General features: G+C 74.5%; 16 protein-coding genes. 8 read left to right on the top strand and 8 right to left on the bottom strand.

The window, feature by feature from the left end:
* Positions 1-17: 17 nt before the first annotated feature.
* Entirely contained in the window at positions 18-4,424 is a 4,407-nt protein-coding gene (locus ABT092_RS26225; RefSeq protein WP_351248028.1) for a non-ribosomal peptide synthetase, read from the top strand.
* 108 nt (positions 4,425-4,532) lie between these two features.
* A complete protein-coding gene (locus ABT092_RS26220) occupies positions 4,533-5,138 on the top strand; it encodes a hypothetical protein (RefSeq protein WP_351248026.1) in 606 nt (201 codons plus the stop codon).
* 133 nt (positions 5,139-5,271) lie between these two features.
* Here the strand turns inward: ABT092_RS26220 and ABT092_RS26215 are convergent, their stop codons facing one another.
* On the bottom strand, positions 5,272-5,925 hold the full coding sequence (locus ABT092_RS26215) for a response regulator transcription factor (protein WP_351248024.1): 654 nt from the start codon (positions 5,923-5,925) through the stop codon (positions 5,272-5,274).
* A gap of 285 nt (positions 5,926-6,210) precedes the next feature.
* On the opposite strand from ABT092_RS26215, the gene ABT092_RS26210 reads away from it, so the two are divergent.
* On the top strand, positions 6,211-7,350 hold the full coding sequence (locus tag ABT092_RS26210; protein WP_351248022.1) for a peptidoglycan-binding protein: 1,140 nt from the start codon (positions 6,211-6,213) through the stop codon (positions 7,348-7,350).
* 190 nt (positions 7,351-7,540) lie between these two features.
* Here the strand turns inward: ABT092_RS26210 and ABT092_RS26205 are convergent, their stop codons facing one another.
* From ABT092_RS26205 to ABT092_RS26190, 4 genes are all read right to left on the bottom strand, one after another.
* Complete coding sequence (locus tag ABT092_RS26205; RefSeq protein WP_351248020.1) at positions 7,541-7,990, bottom strand: phosphatase domain-containing protein; 450 nt, start codon at positions 7,988-7,990, stop codon at positions 7,541-7,543.
* A gap of 61 nt (positions 7,991-8,051) precedes the next feature.
* Positions 8,052-8,606 (bottom strand): DoxX family protein, encoded by a 555-nt coding sequence (locus ABT092_RS26200; RefSeq protein ID WP_351248018.1) that lies wholly within the window; start codon positions 8,604-8,606, stop codon positions 8,052-8,054.
* A gap of 149 nt (positions 8,607-8,755) precedes the next feature.
* Entirely contained in the window at positions 8,756-9,217 is a 462-nt protein-coding gene (locus ABT092_RS26195; RefSeq protein ID WP_351248037.1) for a lamin tail domain-containing protein, read from the bottom strand.
* A 173-nt stretch (positions 9,218-9,390) separates the two neighbouring features.
* A complete protein-coding gene (locus tag ABT092_RS26190; RefSeq protein ID WP_351248016.1) occupies positions 9,391-10,401 on the bottom strand; it encodes a Gfo/Idh/MocA family protein in 1,011 nt (336 codons plus the stop codon).
* A gap of 242 nt (positions 10,402-10,643) precedes the next feature.
* Here ABT092_RS26190 and ABT092_RS26185 point away from each other — a divergent pair, with 242 nt between their 5' ends.
* Both ABT092_RS26185 and ABT092_RS26180 read left to right on the top strand, forming a co-directional pair.
* Entirely contained in the window at positions 10,644-12,014 is a 1,371-nt protein-coding gene (locus tag ABT092_RS26185) for a Bcr/CflA family multidrug efflux MFS transporter (protein WP_351248014.1), read from the top strand.
* 56 nt (positions 12,015-12,070) lie between these two features.
* The gene (locus ABT092_RS26180) at positions 12,071-12,949 is read left to right on the top strand and encodes a hypothetical protein (protein WP_351248012.1); all 879 of its coding nucleotides are present in this window, start codon (positions 12,071-12,073) and stop codon (positions 12,947-12,949) included.
* A gap of 193 nt (positions 12,950-13,142) precedes the next feature.
* Here ABT092_RS26180 and ABT092_RS26175 read toward each other — a convergent pair whose 3' ends face one another.
* Complete coding sequence (locus ABT092_RS26175; protein WP_351248010.1) at positions 13,143-14,630, bottom strand: glucose/sorbosone family PQQ-dependent dehydrogenase; 1,488 nt, start codon at positions 14,628-14,630, stop codon at positions 13,143-13,145.
* A 243-nt stretch (positions 14,631-14,873) separates the two neighbouring features.
* On the opposite strand from ABT092_RS26175, the gene ABT092_RS26170 reads away from it, so the two are divergent.
* From ABT092_RS26170 to ABT092_RS26160, 3 genes are read left to right on the top strand one after another with little or no spacing between them, the layout of a single operon-like run.
* On the top strand, positions 14,874-15,959 hold the full coding sequence (locus ABT092_RS26170; RefSeq protein ID WP_351248008.1) for a TetR/AcrR family transcriptional regulator: 1,086 nt from the start codon (positions 14,874-14,876) through the stop codon (positions 15,957-15,959).
* On the top strand, positions 15,956-16,633 hold the full coding sequence (locus ABT092_RS26165) for a transcriptional regulator (RefSeq protein ID WP_351248006.1): 678 nt from the start codon (positions 15,956-15,958) through the stop codon (positions 16,631-16,633). Before ABT092_RS26170 ends, ABT092_RS26165 begins: the two co-directional genes overlap by 4 nt.
* Positions 16,630-18,261 carry a pyruvate, phosphate dikinase gene (locus tag ABT092_RS26160; RefSeq protein ID WP_351248004.1) on the top strand — a complete coding sequence of 544 codons (1,632 nt, stop codon included), beginning with the start codon at positions 16,630-16,632 and terminating at the stop codon, positions 18,259-18,261. Before ABT092_RS26165 ends, ABT092_RS26160 begins: the two co-directional genes overlap by 4 nt.
* Positions 18,262-18,317: 56 nt before the next feature.
* Here ABT092_RS26160 and ABT092_RS26155 read toward each other — a convergent pair whose 3' ends face one another.
* Both ABT092_RS26155 and ABT092_RS26150 read right to left on the bottom strand, forming a co-directional pair.
* Positions 18,318-19,427, bottom strand: a complete 1,110-nt coding sequence (locus ABT092_RS26155) for a hypothetical protein (RefSeq protein WP_351248002.1) — start codon at positions 19,425-19,427, stop codon at positions 18,318-18,320.
* Positions 19,428-19,582: 155 nt separating this feature from the next.
* Entirely contained in the window at positions 19,583-20,224 is a 642-nt protein-coding gene (locus ABT092_RS26150; RefSeq protein WP_351248000.1) for a DUF1326 domain-containing protein, read from the bottom strand.
* Positions 20,225-20,235: the final 11 nt, after the last annotated feature.

Raw genomic sequence — 20,235 nt, 5'->3', positions numbered from 1 at the left:
CGGGGACGAGGCGTCTGGTGGCGTACGTGGTGCCGGTGGGCGAAGCCCCTGCGGACGGGGTGCTGCGGGAGCACCTCGCGCGCCGCCTGCCGGACTACACGGTGCCGTCCGCGTTCGTCACCCTGGACGCCCTGCCGACGACCGCGAACGGCAAGCTCGACCGGGCCGCCCTGCCCGCCCCCGAGGACGAGGGGGAAGGGGGCGGCCGGGAACCGCGCACCCCGCTGGAGGAGGCGCTGTGCGGACTGTTCGCCGGGGTCCTGGGGCACCAGCGGGTCAGCGCGGACCGCTCCTTCTTCGAACTGGGCGGCGATTCGCTGCTGGCGATGCGGCTGATCTCGGCGATCCGCTCCGAGCTGGACGCCGAGGTCGGCATCCGGGACCTGTTCGGCACGCCCACCGTCGAGGGGCTGGCCCGGTTGGTGGCGGAGAACCGGGGAGCGGCACGGGCCCCGCTGGTCGCGGGGGAACGCCCCGAGGTGCTGCCGCTGTCGTACGGGCAGCAGCGGATGTGGTTCCTCAACCGCTTGGAACGAACGGGCGCCGGCGCCGGCTACCACGTGCCGCTGGCGCTCTCCTTCACCGGGGACCTCGACACCGGAGCCCTGACGGCCGCCCTCGGCGACCTCGCGGACCGCCACGAGACGCTGCGCACGGTCTTCCCCACCACGGACGGCACCCCCCGTCAGGAGATCCGCGCCGACCACCCCCCGCTGGAACGCCGCACCGTCACCCACGCCGAACTCGACCGCACCGTGGGTGCGTTGATGGGCCGGGCCTTCGACCTCGGGGTCGAACCGCCGTGGCGGACCACCCTGCTGACCCTCTCGCCCACCGCGCACGCCCTGGTGGTCGTCGCCCACCACATCGCCGTGGACGGGGTGTCCATGGGCGTCCTGGAACGCGATCTGCGCACCGCCTACGCCGCCCGCCGCCGCGGCGCCGCCCCCGACTGGGATCCGCTGCCCGTCCAGTACGCGGACTACGCCCTCTGGCAGCGCGAGACCCTCGGCGAGCTGACCGACCCGGACAGCCTGATCAGCGCCCAACTCGGCTACTGGCGGGACGCCCTGGCCGGGCTCCCCGAGGAACTGGCGCTGCCCACCGACCGGCCCCGCCCGCCGGTCGCGTCCTTCCGCGGCGGACACGTCCCCTTCCGGCTCGACGCCGACGTCCACGCCCGGCTGGTGGCGGTGGCCCGCCGCGGCTCGGCCACCCTGTTCATGCTGGTCCAGGCGGCGCTGGCGGCCCTGCTGGCCCGACTCGGCGCCGGCACCGACATCCCGCTGGGCACCGCCGTCGCCGGACGCGGGGACCGCGCCCTCGACGACCTCGCCGGGTTCTTCGTCAACACCCTGGTGCTGCGCACCGACGTCAGCGGCGACCCCGCGTTCGAGGACCTGCTGACCCGGGTGCGGGACGCCGACCTGTCGGCCTACGCCCACCAGGACCTCCCCTTCGAACGGCTCGTCGACGACCTCGACCACACCCGCTCGCTCGCCCGGCAACCCCTCTTCCAGATCATGCTGGCCGTGCACTCCGGCTCCCCGGCCGCCACCGGCGACTCCTGGGGGATGCCCGGACTGGAGGTCCGGCAACTCAGCCCGGACCACGAGGTCGCCGCCCGCTTCGACCTCTCCCTCACCCTCGGCGAACGACGCGACGGCAAGGGCGCACCGGACGGCATCGGCGGTGCCCTCCAGTACGCCGCCGACCTGTTCGACGAGTCCACCGCCCGGGCCCTCGCCGACCGGCTGGCCGCGGTGCTGCGCCAGATCGCCGCCGACCCCCGCACCCGCGTCGGCGCGCTCGACGTCATCGCCCCCGAGGAGCGGCGCACCGTACTGGAACGGTGGAACGACACCACCACCCCGGTCACCGCCGCGACCCTGCCCGAACTCTTCGCCCGGAGCGCGGCCCGCCGCCCCGACGCCCCGCTGGTCGTCGCCCCGGACCTCACCCTCGACTACGCGCAGGCGGACGCCCTCTCCAACCGGATCGCCCACTGGCTGATCGCCCGCGGCACCGGCCCCGACGACAAGGTCGCCGTGGTGATGGACCGCTCCGCCGACCTGCTGGTGGTGCTGCTCGGCGTGGTCAAGGCGGGCGCCGCCTACGTACCCGTCGACCCGACCCACCCCGCCGCCCGCAACGCCCACGTCCTCGCCGACGCCGCGCCCGACCTGGTGCTGTGCACCCGCGCCACCCGGGCCGCCCTCGTCGGCGGGCCCGAACCGGTGGTGTGGGAGGACGCGGTCGCCGAGATGGCCGGCCACCCGGCGACCGCACCCGGTGACCGGGACCGCACCGTGCCGCTGCGCCCCGAACACCTGGCGTACGTGATGTACACCTCCGGCTCGACGGGCCGCCCCAAGGGCGTCGCCGTGACCCACCGCAACGTCGTCGGGTTCGTCCTGGACCGCAGTTGGCGCGGCGAGGTCCTCGAACGGGTCCTGATGCACGCCAACCACGCCTTCGACGCCTCCACCTACGAGGTGTGGGCCACCCTCGCGCACGGCGGCCGGCTGGTGCTGCTGCCGCCGGGGGACGCGGGCGCCGCCGAACGGGGCCGGCTCATCGCCGAACAGGGCGTCACCAACGTCCACGCCACCGCCGGACTCTTCCGCCTGCTGGCCGAGGAGTCCCCGTGGATCTTCGCAGGGGTCCGGGAGGTGTCCACCGGCGGCGACCTGGTGTCCTCCACCGCGATCCGCACCCTGCTGGAGACCCACCCCGGGCTGGTCGTCCGCACCACCTACGGCCCCACCGAGACCACCGCGTTCACCACCCAGACCGCGTACGTCCACCCCGGGGACGTCCCGGCGAACGTGCCCCTCGGCCGCCCCATGGACAACAGCCGCACCTACGTCCTCGACGACTTCCTGCGCCCGGTGCCGCCCGGGGTGACCGGCGAACTGTACGTCGCCGGGGACGGACTGGCCCGCGGCTACGCCGGCCGGTCGGCCCGCACCGCCGAACGGTTCGTGGCCTCCCCGTACGCCGGCGACGGACGGCGCATGTACCGCACCGGCGACCTGGCCCGCTGGTCCGGCGAGGGGGAACTCGTCTTCGCCGGCCGCGCCGACGACCAGGTGAAGATCCGCGGGTTCCGCGTCGAACCCGGTGAGGTCGAAGCCGTGCTCGCCGCGCACCCCACCGTGGCGCAGGTCGCCGTGGTGGTCCGCTCCGACCGCACCGGCACCCCCCGACTCGTCGCCTACGTGGTGCCCGCCGCCGGCCCCGAGCCCGACGCCGCCGCGCTGCGGGAGCACGCGGCGGGCCGCCTGCCCGCCGCCATGGTGCCCTCCGCCGTAGTCGGCCTCGACGCCCTGCCCGTCACCCCCAACGGCAAACTGGACCGCGCGGTGCTGCCCGACCCCGACCGCGCCGACACGGGTCCCGGACGGGCACCGCAGAGCCCCGCCGAGATCGCGCTCGCCGCCCTGTTCGCCGAGGTCCTGGGCCGGGACGGGATCGGTGCGGACGACTCGTTCTTCGACCTCGGCGGCGACTCGCTGCTGGCGATGCGGCTGGTGGAACGCGTCCGCACCGCCTTCGGCATCGACTTCGGGGTCCGGGAACTGTTCGCCGGACCGACCGTCGCCCGACTGGCACGGGCCCTGGCCGCGGACCCGACCGGCACCGACGAGCACGCGCCGCTGCTCGCGCTGCGCACCGGCGGCGACCGGCCGCCGCTGTTCTGCCTGCACTCCGGCGGCGGACTCGGCTGGCAGTACGCGGCGCTCGCCGCCCACCTGCCCGAGGACCAGCCGGTGTACGCGGTGCAGGCGCGCGGACTGGGCACGGCGGAGGAACTGCCGCGGAGCATCGCGGAGATGGCCGCCGACTACGCGGAACGGATCCGGGCCCGGCAGCCGGAAGGCCCCTACCACCTGCTCGGCTGGTCCTTCGGCGGGGTGCTCGCCCACGCCGTCGCCACCGCACTCCAACGGCGGGGCGCGACCGTCGCCACCCTCGCCGTCCTCGACGGCTACCCCCACCGGCAGGACACGGCGGGCGGCGGGCCCGGCACGGGCTCCGCCGCCCCCGAGGACCTGCCCGCCGACGGCGGCCCCACCCTGCTCATCGACGGCGCCGAGGTGCCCGCGGCCCCCGCCGGGGACGCCCCCGGCGAACCCGCCGACGGCACGCCACCCGCGGCCGGTCGGGTCGCGGAGAACAACCTGCGGCTGCTGCGCACCCACGCCCCGGAGGCGTTCCGCGGCGAACTGCTCCTCTTCGTGGCCGCCCTCGACCGCCCGGCCCTGCTGAGCGCCGAGGACGCCCCCGAAGTCTGGCGCCCGCACGCGGACCGGGTCCGGGTGCACACCCTCCCGTGCGACCACCGGCAGCTCGTCCTCGGCGGACCCGCCGCGGAGATCGCCCGGGTGCTCTCCACCCGGCTCCCGTCCGGCCGATCGTGATACCTCGCCGAAACCCCCCCGTCCCTAACCTCGGACCAAGCGTCCTGGCTACGACAGCGCCCGGCCGCCGACGAAGCCGAAGGACCTTCACGAGAGATGGAGAATGACATGCAAGGAGCCCCTGGCTACGGTCGCCCGGACGGCGGCCGCACGGGTCGGCCGCGGCGGGCCCGGCTGTTCGCCTCCATGGCCGCGATGAGCGCCGTCCTCCTCCTCGCCGGAGCCTGTTCCTCCGACGACGAGAAGAAGACCGCCTCGGACGATTCCGGCAGCACCTCGGCGGTCCCCGAGAAGGGCGAGAAGAGCACCCTCGCGTACGCCAAGTGCATGCGGGAGAAGGGCGTCGCCAACTTCCCCGACCCCAACGAGCAGGGGCTGCTCAACATCGACGGCTCCAAGGTCGACATGAAGTCCTCGCAGGCGCAGGCCGCGGACAAGGCGTGCAAGACGCTGCTCCCCCCGATGGAGGCCAAGGCCCCCGCCGAGGTGCAGGAGGCGTCCGTGGAGTACGCCAAGTGCATGCGGAAGAACGGGGTGCCCAAGTTCCCCGACCCCAACTCCGAGGGCGGCATCGACCTCAACGGGGACACCCTGGGCGTCGACCCCAACGGCCAGGCGTACAAGGACGCCGACAAGGTCTGCAAGCCGATCCTGGACGAGGTCGCGAGCGGTCCGAGGGAGTTCCAGAAGGGCGGCCCGGGAAGCGCGCCCTGACCCTCGGTAGCCGGCCGCTTCGGCCATCCCGCCCGCCCGCCGTCGCGGCGGCTCCCTCGTGGGGAGGGAGAAGGGCGAACGACAGGGCCGTCGGGTACCGTGGGGGTGCCCGGCGGCCCTGCCGCCCGCGCGGTCAGATCCGGTAGCCGCGCTTGGCCACCGTCTCGATGACCTGGGGTTCCCCCAGCTTGGCCCGCAACCGGCTGATGGTGATCTTCACGGCGCTGGTGAACGGGTCGGCGGCCTCGTCCCACACCCGCTGGAGGAGTTCCTCCGCGGACACCGCCCGTCCCCGGGACGCCAACAGCAACTCCAGCACCCCGAACTCCTTGGGCGCCAGGTCCAACGGGCGGCCCGCCCGGCTCGCGGTGCGCCGGGCGGTGTCCACCACCAGGTCCCCGTGACGGACCACGGGCGGCACCGCCGGGTGCGCCCGACGGGCCAGGGCACCGATCCGGGCGACCAGCACCGGGAAGTCGAACGGCTTCGCCAGGTAGTCGTCCGCCCCCAGGTTGAGGCCGTCCACCAGGTCCTCCGCGGACGCCTCCGCGGTCAGCATCAGCACCCGGCTGCGGCACCCGGACGCGACCAACTCGGCGCAGACCTCGTCCCCGTGCAGCCCCGGCAGGTCCCGGTCGAGCACGATCACGTCGTACTCGCTGAACAGCGCCCGGTCCAGGCCGTCCTGGCCGTCGAACGCGACGTCGACGGCCATCTGCGCCCGTCGCAGCCCGATGGCCACGGTCTGCGCCATCTCCTCGTCGTCTTCCACCACGAGCACTCGCACGCTTCCAGCTCCTTCGCCGCGGACGCGCCGGACACGGGCACCCGGACGGGCCCGCACCGGATGTTCTACCCCATGTTCCTGTCCCGGGCCGGTGCGCAGCACCGCTCAACTCCCTTTCCCCCGAACGGGTATGACCGGACGGACGGGGTGCCGGGCGGCGAAACCCCGCCGAAACCCGCGCCGGGCTAGAAAGGACGGGTGGGAGAGTCCGGCGAGTGGGGAGAGGCCCATGACCAGCACCGTGCGCCCCCGGGCCGACCTCGGCCGCACCCCGCGGGGCCGGCGGTGACCGCCGGGGTCGAGGCCCCCGGGCCCCGCCCGGACCCGGGCCCGGTGCGACGGCCCCGTCGCCGTGCACGGGCGGTCGCGGCACTCGCCCTGGCCCTGGCGGTGGCGGGCGGCGCCGGCCTGGTGCTGGGCGACCCCTTCGACGGGGCCTCCGAGGGCACCGCGGACACCCCGACCTCCCGGGCCGACGCCGCGGTCGCCGAGGTGACCCGGGGCACCCTCTCCGCGCGCAACGTGCAGAAGGGGGAGCTCGGTTACCGGGGCGACCACAAGGTGGTCAACAACCTGGGCGGGGTGCTCACCGACCTGCCGTCGGTGGGGGAGGTGGTCCGCCAGGGCCGGGTGCTGTACGCGGTGGACGACGAACCGGTGGTCCTGCTGCGCGGTGCGGTGCCCGTCCACCGGGACCTCGTCCTCGGCGCGGAGGGCCCCGACGTGCGCCAGTTGAACGCCGCCCTCGTCGCCCTCGGGCACGCCGCGGAGGACGACTTCGCCGAGGACCCCGACCACTTCGGCTGGCGCACCCACCGCGCGGTGCAGGACCTCCAGGAGCGGGTGGGCGTCGAGGAGACCGGCCGACTGGAGCGGGGCCGGGTGGTGTTCGTGCCGGAACGGGAGATACGCGTCACCGCGCTCGGCGGCGCCCTGGGCGGGACCGTCTCGGCCGGCGCCGTGGTCGTGGAGGGCACGTCCACCCGGCGTCAGGTGACGGTGGCCCTCAGCGCCAGCCAGCAGTCCGAGGTGGCGGTCGGCGACGGGGTGACCATCACCCTGCCCGACGGGAGGACCACCCCGGGGGTGGTCAGGTCCATGGGCACGGTGGCCGAACGGGCCGGCGAGGGCATGGCGGTGCAGGTGCTGATCGAACCGACCGACCCCGGGGCGACCCGACTGCTGGACCGGGCCCCGGTCGAGGTGTCGATCGTCAGCGCCTCGGTCGAGGACGTGCTGTCGGTCCCGGTGCGGGCCCTGCTGGCCCGCCAAGGCGGCGGCCATGCGGTCGAGTTGGTGCGGCCGGACGGCGAACACCGGCTGGTCCCGGTGGAGACCGGGCTGTTCGACGCTGCCGCCGGGCGGGTCCAGGTCACCGGACGGGGGCTGGCCGCCGGCCAACGGGTGGTGGTCGCCGATGCGTGAGCCGGCCGCCGATACCCTCCCGAAACCCGTTCTCCCGTAGAACGGACCCGAGACCTGCCCGGCCCGCCGAAAGGGCGGCGGGCCCAGGGCGGTGGACCGGGGAACCGAGCGGACCCCGGTTCGGCGGTGCGGACCGGCCGGGTTGACATCCCCCGCAGCCCGGCCGGTCCGGCCGCCCTCGGCCCGCGGGTCAGTGCGGCCGGGGGAAGTTCCGCACGTAGCGCTTCTGCCACGGCGTCTCCACGGCGCGGCGGTCGTAGTGGGCGCGGACGTACCCCACCGCCCGGTCCGCCGGGACCCCGTCCAGGACGGCGAGGCAGGCCAGTGCGGTGCCGGTGCGGCCCCGCCCGCCGCCGCAGGCCACCTCGACGCGTTCGGTGGCGCTGCGCTCCCACGCCCGTCCCAGCACCTCGCCCGCCGCCGCCCGGTCGCGGGGGAGCCGGAAGTCGGGCCAACGCACCCAGTCCGCCGGCCAGTCGGTGGCCGGCGGCGGCGAGCCCAACAGGTACACCCCGTACTCGGGGGCGGGCCCGTCCGGCGGCCCGTGCCGCAGTCCGCGTCCCCGCACCAGCCGACCGGACGGCAACCGCAGTACGCCGGGGGCCCGTTCGCTCCACCGCTCACCCGTGTGTTCACCCATGTCCCCGACCCTACCGGGGGAGCGGTGGGGCCCGGCCTCGGTGTTCGCGGTGGGCGGAGGGCTACCCGGCGGGCCCTTCGTCGCCCTCGGGGCCGGCCGCGGCCGCGAGCCGGCGTTGCCGGGAGCCCACCACGCAGACGGTCGCGACGGCGGTCGCGGCGAGGGCCAGCGGGACCATCCAGTCGCGGTCCAGGGCGTGGCAGGTGGCGTGGTCCAGCGAGTAGCGTCCGGCACCGGTGAGCGCCAGCGAGGCGCCGGCCAGTCCGAAGGTGACGGGCAACTCGTAGCCGCCCTCGGAGGCGAAGAAGCCGTGCGGCGCGTGGACCGCGGAGGCGCCCGCCATGCCGCCCGCGGCGGCGGCGCCGGCGAACGGGGTCGCCAGGCCGAGCGCCAGCAGTGCGCCGCCGCCGGCCTCGGCGAGCCCGGAGGCGATCGCGCTGGATCTGCCGGGCTCGTACCCCATGGACTCCATGGCGGTCTTGGTGCCCTCGATGCCGCCGCCGCCGAACCAGCCGAACAGCTTCTGCGTGCCGTGGGCCACCAGGGCGCCGCCGACGCCGAGCCGCAGCAGCAGGAGCCCCAGGTCACGGCGGTGGACGTGGGAACAGTGGGACATGCCTTTCCTCCTCACGGAGCCTGGCCTTCGTTCCCACGGTGGCATCCCCGGGGCGGTTCCGCAGTTCCGGCGACCCGCACGGCGGACGTGCCGCGGGGCGGGGACGACCGGACGGTGCGTCCGGTCGTCCCCGCCCCGCGGGTGGTGGCTCAGTGGCAGTTCTTGGTGCCGCGGTCGCGGGTGGTCCAGGAGCAGGAGTCCTGGAGCGAGCCGTTCGGCTTGATCAGGCGGGCCTTGTCGCTGGTGTTGTTCCAGACGTACCAGGAACGGCCCCAGTAGCGGGTGGTCGAGGTGTTGCCGCCCTTGCCGGTGCGGAGCTTCACGGTCTTGCCGGCGCCGAGCTTGAAGCTGCCGAAGGTGTAGGTGTAGCCGTTGTTGTCCTTCACCTTGTAGCCCTTGAGCTGGACCGTGGAGCGCGAGTTGTTGTGGATGTTGACCCACTCGCCGTTCACCGCGGTGTTGGTGCGCCGGTCCGCGCCCGGGGTGTCGTACTGGATCGTGCCGAAGTGCAGCCCGCTCTGGTGCGGTGCCGCGGCGGCCGGGGTGGCGGCGAGCAGCGGTGCCGCGACGGCGACGGCGACGGCTATGGGCAGGATGGAACGGGTACGCAACACGGGCCCCAAGTGTGAAGGTTTGATGGCATTGCTGCCGAAGGAATGATGAGCATATGGGCTTCCCGGGGAACATCACCCGGAGTTCAACAGTCCATTTGTGGAGATCGCGTGAAGGGCAACTCGCCCGGACGGGTGAACCGGGCGCTCGGGGGGTGACCGCGGCCCACCGATCAGCGGGCCTCGCCCGGATAGCGGACGCCGACCTGCGCGCGGATCGCGTCCAGGGTGCGCATCACGGCCAGCGACCCGTCCAGCGGAACGAGCGGCGACTCGGTCTCCTTCGCCCGCAGGCAGCGCATCACCTCGACGGCCTCGTGGTGCAGCGAGTCCCGGCGACCCCACTGCGGGTCCGCCACCACCGTCTCCGGTTCCCGGCCGTTCCGGTGGAGCACGAAGCGGTCCGGGTGGAAGAACCCGTGTGGCACCTCCAACCGGCCCTCGGTGCCGGTGACCGAGGCGGTGACCGGGGTGTGCGCGTTCAACGCGCAGTGCAGCACCGCGAGCGCCCCGCTCTCGTACGACAGGACCGCGGCCGTCTGGAGGTCCACCCCCTCCTCGGACAGCACCGACCGCGCGCTGATCCCCGAGGGGGCGCCCAGGAACAAGTGGGCGAACGACACCGGGTACACCCCGAGGTCCAGTAGTGCACCACCGCCCTGCGCCGGGTCCCGCAGGCGGTGCGTCGCCGGGAACGGGCCGTCGATGCCGAAGTCGGCGTGCACCGAGCGGACCTCCCCGATCGCCCCGTCCGCCACCAGCTCCCGCATCCTGCGGACCAGCGGATGGCAGTACGTCCACATGGCCTCCATCAGGAACAGCCCCCGTGCCCGCGCCAGCGCCACCAGCTCCGCCGCCTCGGCCGCGTTCACCGTGAACGCCTTCTCGCAGAGCACCGCACGCCCGCCCTCCAGGCACAGGCCGGCGGCGGCCCGGTGCGCGGCGTGCGGGGTCGCCACGTACACCACGTCGACGTCCTCGTCCGCGGCGAGCGAGGCCCAGTCCCCGTGGGCCCGCGGTATCCCGAACCGGTCGGCGAACGCCCGCGCGCCCTCCTCGGTGCGCGAGGCCACCGCCACCACCTCGGCGTCCGGCAGCTCCAGCAGGTCGCGGGTGAACGACGCGGCGATGCCGCCCGTCGCCAGGATCCCCCACCGCACCCGTTCTCCGACCGTCCCGGCCATCCGGCCCCCTCCGTCCGCGCGTGACGCGGCAGCGCCCGCCCCCAAGTCCCGCGCTCCCGCGCGGCGCACCGGGCCCGCGCCGTACCGCCGTCGTCCACGCCGACGGGTCGGTACCGGACAAACGGTCCCAACCACCCGATCCGTGCTGCGAGCATAGAGAGCGCATTCGACGAACTCCAGGGGCGGTCGGCCACGGCCCGCCCCGTGACGGCCGTCACGGCCCACCGACGAAAGGACCACGCATGCCCGAGCGCAGCGGTACCGCACCGGACGGCCCCGCCGCACCGGACGGGGAGCGGGGGCCGGGGCACATAGGCACCGGCCCCCGCCTCGGCGTCGCGCCCCTCGGCACGGGCGGGCCGGCGGTGGCGGGCGCCGCTGCGATCGGGGCGGCGGTGCCCCCGGCCGTGCGCCGCACCGGCTTCCTGGTGATCCTGGTCCTCGGCGGCCTCACCGCCCTCCCCCCGCTCTCCATGGACATGTACCTGCCGGCCCTGCCGGAGGTCACCGGGGTCCTCGGCGCCTCCGCCGCCACCGTCCAGCTCACCCTCACCGCCTGCCTCACCGGCATGGCGCTCGGCCAGCTCGTCGTCGGACCCATGAGCGACAAGTGGGGCAGACGGCGTCCGCTGATGGTCGGCATGATCGTCTACATCGTGGCCACCGCCGCCTGCGCGCTCGCCCCGAACGTCGAACTCCTCATCGCCTTCCGCCTGGCCCAGGGCCTCGCCGGAGCCGCGGGCATCGTCATCGCCCGCGCCGTCGTCCGGGACCTGTACGAGGGCGACGCCATGGCCCGGTTCTTCTCCACCCTCATGCTGATCTCCGGAGTCGCCCCCGTCATCGGGCCCGTCATCGGCAGCCAGGTGCTCCTGTTCACCGACTGGCGCGGCGTGTTCTGGGTGCTGGCCGCGGTCGGCGTGCTGCTCACCCTGCTCGTGCACCGCCGGCTCCCCGAGACCCTCGCGGTCGAGCGCCGCCACTCCGGCGGTATCCCCGCGGCCCTGCGCACCATGCGCGACCTGCTCCGCGACGCCCGGTTCACCGGCTACACCCTGGCCGGCGGCTTCGGCTTCGCCGCCCTGTTCGCCTACGTGTCCGCCTCGCCCTTCGTCGTCCAGGAGATCCACGGGGCCTCCGCCCAGACCTTCTCCCTGCTGTTCGGCCTCAACTCCGTCGGGCTGGTGATCGTCGGCCAGATCAACGGGCGGCTGCTGGTGGGCCGGGTCCGGCTGGACCGGGTGCTCCTCCTGGGGCTCACGGTGATCGCACTCGCCGCCGTGGCGCTCCTGCTGATCACCTCCGGGGCGTTCGGCGAGACGGGGTTGCTGCCGGTGGCCGGCGGACTGTTCGTGCTGATGTCGGCGATGGGCCTGGTGCTGCCGAACGCCAACACGCTCGCCCTCCAGCGCGCCGGGCACGCCGCCGGCTCCGCCTCCGCCCTGCTCGGCACCTCCTCCTTCCTGATCGGTGCGATCGCGTCCCCGCTGGTGGGCATCGCCGGCGAGGACACCGCGGTCCCGATGGCCCTGGTCCAGCTCGCCGCGGGACTCTGCGCGCTCACCGCCTTCGTCCTGCTCACCCGCCGGCGGGCCGCGCCCGACGGGGGGTGAGCGACCGGGACCGAGCGGCGGGCGGCTGTCAGTGGGGTCCGCTTGACTGTGTGCTCGTGACGATCAATGAACTCATCGCCTTCGCCCGGGAGTTGATCGACGGGACACCGCCCGCTCCGGGCGCGCCCGTGATCCGCGAGGTGCCCGATCCGGACGGCAGCGCGCTGGCCGCGCTCGCCGCCGCGATCACGGGCACGTCGAAGCGGACGACCCGGTCCCTGGTCCAGGACGGCTTCGTCGCCCCCACGCTCACCGACTCCACCGGGGCGACCCTGGTGGCGCCGTTCGGCCCGGAACTGCGCCAGTTGCGGGCGTGGATCCACCGGTCCCACGCGGTCGGCTTCGGGCGGCTCGACCGCCCGGACGGTCCGCGCACCGTCCTCGTCGTCGCCCACCGGGACGACCCGGCCCACAGCGGCTTCCCGGCGGGCTCCTCCTGGGCCGAGCGGCTGGCGATCGTCGTCGGCCTGTGCCCGCAACCCCTGCCGGACATCGACTGGCCTGCCGTGGAGGCGGCCCTCGGCACCGCACTGCCCCGCGACTACAAGGAGATCGCCGACCTGTTCGGCGACGGGACCTTCGACGACTACGTGCTCTTCACCGCGCCCAACCCCTCGGACGGCGGGATCGTGCTGTCCGCCGAGGTCGACGCGCGGTACCCGGACCTGTGGGAGCCCCACCACACCGTCCACCCGGCCCCCGGCGGGCTGCTGCGCTGGGCCAGCTCGGAGTACGACCTCGACTTCGTCTGGCAGACGGGCGCGCCCGACCCCGACGACTGGCCGGTCCTGGTGGGGGCGTGGGGCGAATGGGAGCGCTTCGACTGCGGAGTCGGCGAGTTCCTGCTGCGGATGCTGGTGGACGAGCAGGCGGGCTTCCCCACGACCCGGCTGGACACCCACTACTTCATGGGGTGGGAGGGGGAGGAGGAGTGAGCGCGCCTCGCGGCCCCGTCGCCGCCCTCGTCGGGGGCGCCGTCGCCGACCGGGTCGGGAACGAGGCCCGCAGCGGCGCAGGACGACCGGTGCCGGCGGGGAGCCCTCGGGGCTCCGCACCGACACCGGTCCCTCGTGGCGGAGTCGGGAGGTCACCCCGTCCGGACGCTCCGCTCACCGCACCGGCGGTGCCTCAGGGCTGCCAGCGGTACTCGATGATCGAGCCCGGGTTCTCCAGGGGGCCGGACGCCGGCGCGCCCCGCGCGTCGCGGACGATGCCCGCGACGTCGGTCGCGACGAAGATCGACTTGCCGTCGGCGCTGAACTCCGCGTCGCGGAAGCGGTTCTGCTCACTGAAGAGCTTGACGACCCCGCGGAGGTCCTGACCGTTCTCCGCGAAGTCGACCCGGTAGACGGTGCCGTCCTTGAGGGTGGTCATCACCAGCGAGTCGCTCCAGCCGGGGATGCCCGGGCCGGGCTCGCCGGCCTTCCTGGAGCTTCCGTAGTGCTCGAAGCTGGAGGGCGCGATGGTGGGCCAGCACACGGCCCACAGTTCGCCCTCGGCGCACTTGGGGTCCTTGAAGTTGTAGCCCGTGTCCACGGTGCCGAAGGTGCGGACGGGCGGCACGAAGGGCTGGGTGAAGTCGGTCTCCTGCTGTACGGGGACCGTCTCGGGGATCTCGAAGTCGCTGAAGGTCAGCTCGTCGCAGGGGGTCGGCCAGGAGGCGGACCAGTTGCCGTAGACGTACGCCTTGTCGTCGCGGTAGCCCGCGACGTTGGGCCAGCCGTAGTTGGCGCCCTTGCGCAGGATGTTGATCTCGTCATCGGTCTTCGGGCCCTGGTCGTTCTGGTAGAGCGTGCCGTCCGGACCGAAGGCGAGTCCCTGCGCGTTGCGGTGCCCGTAGGTGTAGACGTGACTGCGCACGCCGTCGAGGACCGGATTCTCCGAGGGGACGGAACCGTCGGTGTTCAGCCGCAGGGTCTTGCCCTGGTAGGCGATCCAGTCCCTGGTCCGCACCTCCTCTGCGGTGGGCAGCCGTTGGGCGTAGTTGTGTCGGCAGAAGTTCCCGAACTGGTTCGTGCCCTGGTCGCCGATGGTGTAGTAGAGCTTGCCGTCCGGGCCCAGACGGAGCCGCGCGGACTGGTGGTCGTTGCCGGACGGCATGCCGGCGATGACGGTCTTCGGGTCCTCCAACCGTTGCGCGTCCGCGTCGTAGGTGTAGCGCTCGATCTTCGTGCGGGCCTGCACGACCGGGGTGGGGTCGATGTCGTGGCTGTACGCGACGTACGCGTACAGCCCTGCGCCCTTCGGCCGTTCCTCCAGGGCCAGGCCGAGCACTCCGTCCTGTCCGCCTTGGCTGTGCACCGCCTTCGGCAGACTGAGCAGGGTGGTCTTGGCGCCGGACTTCGGGTCGACGCGGGTGACCTTCTTGCCGCTCTTCTCGGTGGCCCAGAGGGCCCCGTCGGGCGCCCTGACGATCTCGTACGGGTTGTCGAGGCCGGTCGCCACGACCCGCTTGGTGAACCGTCCCGTGGGTGGCGCGGAGCCGTCCTGACCGGAGACGTCCGTACCGGTCCCGCCGGCGGGATCGCCGCCGGTGACGGCGGCGCCGGCGAGTGATATGCCGAGGGCGAGAACGGCTGCGGCGGCCAGGGGGCCGCGTATCCGTGTGTGCTTCATCCGTTTCCTTCCAGTGACCCCCTCCACCTCGGATCATCACCACGGGGAAGCGACCCGGCACGCCGGGTGTCGGCCAGGCGGGCCCTTCCCGTCACCCGCACACGCGCTGTCACCACAGGCGCGACGGCGCGGGAAGGGGGCCGCCCCGGTCACCACCCGTCCTCCAGGCCGTTCAAATGATGACATCATCCCGATGTTCTGCGTATCCTCCGTGTGGACGGAGTCACGAGGAAGGGGCGACGGATGGTGCGACTGACCCGGGCCCAGCAGCAGGAGCGCACCCGCGCGACGGTGCTGGCCGCGGCGCGGGAGGAGTTCCTCGTGCGCGGGTACGCGGCGGCGAAGGTCGACGGCATCGCCGAACGGGCGGAGTTGACCCGGGGCGCGGTGTACTCGAACTTCCCGAGCAAACGCGCCCTCTACCTCGCGGTGCTGCTGGAGGCGGCCGAACCCGCCGGCGCACTGCACCCGGCACGGTCCGTCCCCCCGTCGACGGGGGAGGCGCTGGCCGGGTTCGCCCGCACCCGGCTCGAACGGCTGCCCCTCACCGGGGAACCGGCCTCCTCCCGTTCGCTGGTCGGGGTGCTGGACGACGAACCGATCCGTACCGCGTTCGGGCAACTGGCCCGACTGGAAGCGCTGTTGCTGGCCCTCGCCCTGGAGGCGGCCGCACCCGAGCCGGCCGGGCGGCAGGTGCGGCGGGCCGAACTGGTCCTACGGCTGGTGGACGGTCCCGGGGCGTCCGTCGATCCCGCCCTCGGCCACGGCGACCCCTTCGACATCGCCCGGGCCTGCGCCCACCTGGGCGGGCTCGACCTCGCCGACGCCTGGGACCCCCCGCACCTGCCGCACGTCCGACCGGCCCGCGCCGGTGCGCAACCGTGGCGCCCGCCCCGGGGGCTGCGGGACCTGATCACCGGCGTCCCGGTCACCGCGGAGGAGGACGGGGTGGTCATGGCCCTGGGCACCCACCGGCTCGAAGCCGCGGAGGAGGCCGTGCGCGCCGCGCACGCCGACGACCGGGTCACGATCGCCGTGACCACGACGGACCCCGCCGGGACCGGGCGCCTGGTCCGCCTGCGGATCGGGGAACTCGCCCACGACCTGCGGCGCGTGTTCCCGCCGACCGTCCGACCGGGCCCGCGCCTGGTCCTCGACGACCAGGGCCTGCTGGCCGCGGCCCTCGACGTCCCCGACCCCGACGACGGCACCGAGTGCGCGGCGCGCGTCCACCGCGGCGTGCTGGTCGCCCGCGCCACGGGCCGCGGCGCCGCCCACGCCGCCGCCACGACCGCCGTCCGCACCGCACCCGAAGGGGCCGCCCCGTGACCCTGCCCGTCGCACCGCACCCGACCCCCCGCGACCTGCTGGTCCTGCACGCCCTGCGCTGCACGGGCACCTCGGGCACCGCACGGCTGGCCGCCGCCACCGGGCTGCCCGAGGCGGAGGCCGAGTCCGAGCTGATCGACCTGGCCGTGTCCGGGCTCGTCACCCGCACCGCCGGCCCCTTCGGCGGCTGGTCCCTCACCGACCCCGGCCGGGCCGCGGACGCCGCACGCATCGCCGAGGAACTGGACGCGGCCGACGCCCGGTCCGCGGTGACCGCCGCCTTCGAACGGTTCCTCGTCCTCAACCCCGAACTGCTCGACCTGTGCACGGCCTGGCAGACCCGCACCGTCGACGGCACCCTGACGGCCAACGACCACACCGACCCCGCCCACGACGCCCGGGTCCTGCACCGGTTCGTCGACCTGCACCGCCGCGCGGAGCCCGTCTGCACGGAACTGGCCGCGGTGCTGGCCCGGTTCGGGCACTACCGGGCCCGGCTCGCCGACGCCCTGGCCCGGGCCGGGGGCGGCGAGTGGGCGTACCTGACCGACGACCTCGCCTCGTACCACACCGTCTGGTTCCACCTGCACGAGGACCTGCTGGCCACCCTCGGCATCCCCCGGGGCTGGACCGCCGAACCCCCGTCCGACCGCACCGGTTCGGGCCCGCGGTGAGCTGGATCCGGCCGCTCGCGCCCGAGGTCGAGGACGGGGCGGAGGCCCTCGGCGGCAAGGCGCACGGGCTGATCGTCCTGCGGCGCCTGGGACTCCCGGTGCCCCCGGGGTTCGTCATCGGCACCGGGGCGTGCCGGGCGTTCCTGCGCACCGGACGGCTCCCGGACGGCCTCGCCGCCGAACTGTCGACGGCCGTCGCCGACCTCGAAGCCGCCACCGGCCGCGCCTTCGGCGGCCCCGGACGGCCGTTGACCGTCTCCGTCCGTTCCGGCGCGGGCACCTCCATGCCCGGCATGATGAGCACGGTCCTCAACCTCGGACTCACCGCCGGGGCGACCGCCGCACTGGCCGAGGAGACCGGCGACCCCCGGTTCGCCCGCGAGGCGCGGCTGCGGTTCCTGCTCGGCTACGCCGCGGAGGTCGCCGGCGTCCCCCCGCAGGCCCTGACGGGCGCCCGCGCCACCGCCGACCGGGACGCCGACGAGGACCGCCTCGGCGGGGCGGTCGAGGACGTCGAACGGCTCGTCCACGAGCGCAGCGGCAGCCCGGTACCGAAGGACCCGGTCCGCCAACTGCTGCTCGCGGTGGCCGCCGTGTTCGCCTCCTGGCACACCCCGCGCGCCCGGACCTACCGGGAACTGCACGGCATCGCCGACGACCTCGGCACCGCCGTGACCGTGCAGGCCATGGTGTACGGCAACCGGGACCGGCGCAGCGGCTCCGGCGTCGCGTTCAGCCGCGACCCCACCACCGGGGCGCCCGGCCCGTTCGGCGAGGTCCTGTTCGGGAGCCAGGGCGACGAGGTGGTCTCCGGCCGGTCCCGGACCGCCGACCTGTCCGCACTCGCCGAACGGGAACCCGCCGTGTGGACCCCGCTGCGGGAGGCCCTCCACCGGCTGGAGACCCACCACCGCGACGCCTGCCACGTCGAGTTCACCTTCGAGACGGGCCGGCTCTGGCTGCTCCAGGCGCGCCCCGGCGGGTTCGTCGGCCGCGCCGCGGTCCGGGTCGCCGTCGACCTCGCCGAGGCCGGTCTGATCGGACGGGACGAGGCGGTCCTCCGGGTCTCCCCGCACCACCTCCGGCAGGCGCGCACCCCGCGGCTGGCCGCCCCGGGCGGGCCGGACCTCCTCACCCGGGGTCTCGGCGCCTCGCCCGGGGTCGCCGTCGGCCGGGTCGCGACCACCGCCGACGCCGCGGTGCGCCTCGCCGCGATGGGCCCGGTCGTCCTGGTGCGTCCCGAGACCTCCCCCCTCGACCTGCACGGCCTGGCCGCCGCCACCGGCGTGGTCACCGCCCGCGGCGGGCCGACCAGCCATGCGGCGGTGGTGGCCCGGTCGCTGGGCCGGCCGGCCGTGGTCGGCGCCGCGGACCTCACCGTCGACGCCGCCGGCGCCCGGATCGGTTCCCGCGAAGTGCCCGAGGGCACCCTGGTCACCATCGACGGCACCGGCGGCGAGGTCGTCTCGGGCAGGGCCCGCCTCGCCCCCACCGCCCCCGACCCCCGGACCGTTCGACTCCTCGACTGGGCGGACGCGTTGACGGGCGACCCGGCACCGGGCCGCGAGGACGCGGAACGCCTCGCCGCGGCCCGCGCGGTCCTGCTCGGGCGGCGGCCCCGGACCTGATCGGGGCGGCGGGAGGCCGAGGAGGCGGACGGCGAGCGCGGCGGCGGCCGGGGCGGTTACCGGAAGGACCGGACGAAGAGGTCCGAGGTGCCGTTGGTGTCGCCCGGCACGAGGTCGTCGGCCGTGGAATGGAAGACCACGGCACGCCCACCGGCGCTGACCGCGTCGATCCCGGCCGAGGCGGGTCGGTTCGAGACGGTCTCGTCGGTGCCGCTCTCCAGGTCGCGCAGGACGAGCGCGGGCCCGCCGGCCTCGTGCGGGGCGTACAGCAGGTAGCGGCCGGTGGGATCGATGGCCACGCCCCGCACGTTCGGGACGGTCCGGGCGGTGCCCGAGCGCGTGTCATGGACGTGGGTGTCGGAGCCCGACAGGTAGACGACCTTGCTGCCGTCGTCGCTGAGCTGGACGAGCGTCGCCGCCTTGGCAGGGCCCTCGATCGGGCCGGCGGGGGTGCCGTTGGACCGGTCCCACACGAAGACGTCCTGCTCCTCGCCGTCCTGGTAGGCGAGGAATCCGCCGTTGTCGCTCAGGGACGGCTTGGACGGTGCCGTGTTGTGGATGACGTCGATCGTGTAGCTCTTGTTGCTCCGCCAGTCCAGGACGGTGATGCGCTGGTTGGGCTCCGGCGGCCTGAAGCGCCGGCTGTAGGCGAGCTGGAGGCCCTCCGCGCCCAGCGACATCTCGCAGTTGTGGGCCATGCAGTTGTGGCCGATCGTGTTCCCCGTCCGCACCTGGTGCAGGCGGATCAGGTCGCTCTGCAGCCACCCCACCGGGTAGCCGACGTATCCGCCGTCCGCGCTGATCGTCGGAGGATGGAGCGGGGCCTCGCCACCGATCCGCCGGGTCTCCCCGGTCCGCCGGTCGCGCAGATGCACCCGGTCGGCCGCCGTCGTCGGGGTGTCCCCGAGGTTCGTCGCCGTCGACGAGAAGACGATCCGGCTGCCGTCCGGGGTGATCGAGGCGTCGGTGGAACTCCCGTCGGACTGGGCGCCGTCGGTCGCGACGCTCACCCTCTCGATGCCGGACGCGCGGACGCCGACGTCCGCGGACTCGGCCCGGGCGACGCCGGGCAGTGCCGTGGCCACCGCGCAGACCGCGACCGCCGAGCCCAGGGCGGTCCGTAAGCGCCGGGTGGTGCCGCGGTTGGTGTGCGTGTTCGCCTTCATCTTCCCCCCAAGGAAGGGCCCGGTTCCTCCTCCGGACTCCCCTCCGGAGGGCCACCGACATCGAACCGCGATGGCCCTCCGGGGTCAATGCGTCGCCCGGCGTATCGAGAGGGTGCGGTTCCGGCCGACATTCGCCCGCCGAACCCCTCGACCGGTCACGCCGCGGGGCGCCAGTCGAACGGGAAGTGCTTGCTGGACCCGCCGCAGTAGGGGCGGGAGAAGTCGAAGCCCTCCGCGCGGTCCTCGCTCACCACGCCCCAGGTGGCCACCTGTCCCGGCCCCACCTCCGCCCCGGGGGCGTTGATCAGCTGCACCCGGCGCGTCGGGTCCGAGGTGGGGCCGGTGAGGGCGGTGGCGCCCACGCTGACCTTGTCGGACACGGTCGCGCGCCAGGAGGAGAGGTCCGCCGCGGCCTCGAAGCGGATCGGCGCGTACCGCACGTCGCGGACCTCGCGGATCAGGGCGCCGAACGTGCCCGGCCAGCCGCCCACGTTGCCGCGGAAGACCTCCTCCAACGCGTCCCGCTGCTCCTGCGTCCCCTTGGCGTCGATGTAGAACATCACCGCCATCGTCGCATCGGGGTCGCCCACCCACATGTTCCCGGCGAACTCGCCGAGCGCCACGACGCCCAGCCCGTCCAGGGGCACGTCACCGAGGTGGCCCTCGTGGATCTGCCAGACCAGCGTGAACAGGCAGGCGCCGTTCGTCGGTGCCTGCGCGAAGGTGCAAGGACAGGGCATGGAGCAGCTGCACACGTCGAACCACTCGCCCTTGAGGTGCCAGTCCGTCCCGCTCATCGTTCACCGTT

Origin of the sequence: Streptomyces sp. NPDC002490, assembly GCF_040296045.1 — a bacterium.
Classification (GTDB): Bacteria; Actinomycetota; Actinomycetes; order Streptomycetales; family Streptomycetaceae; genus Streptomyces.
The sequence above is the reverse complement of the archived record's forward strand: the minus strand, read 5'-3'. Positions and strand labels throughout refer to the sequence as shown.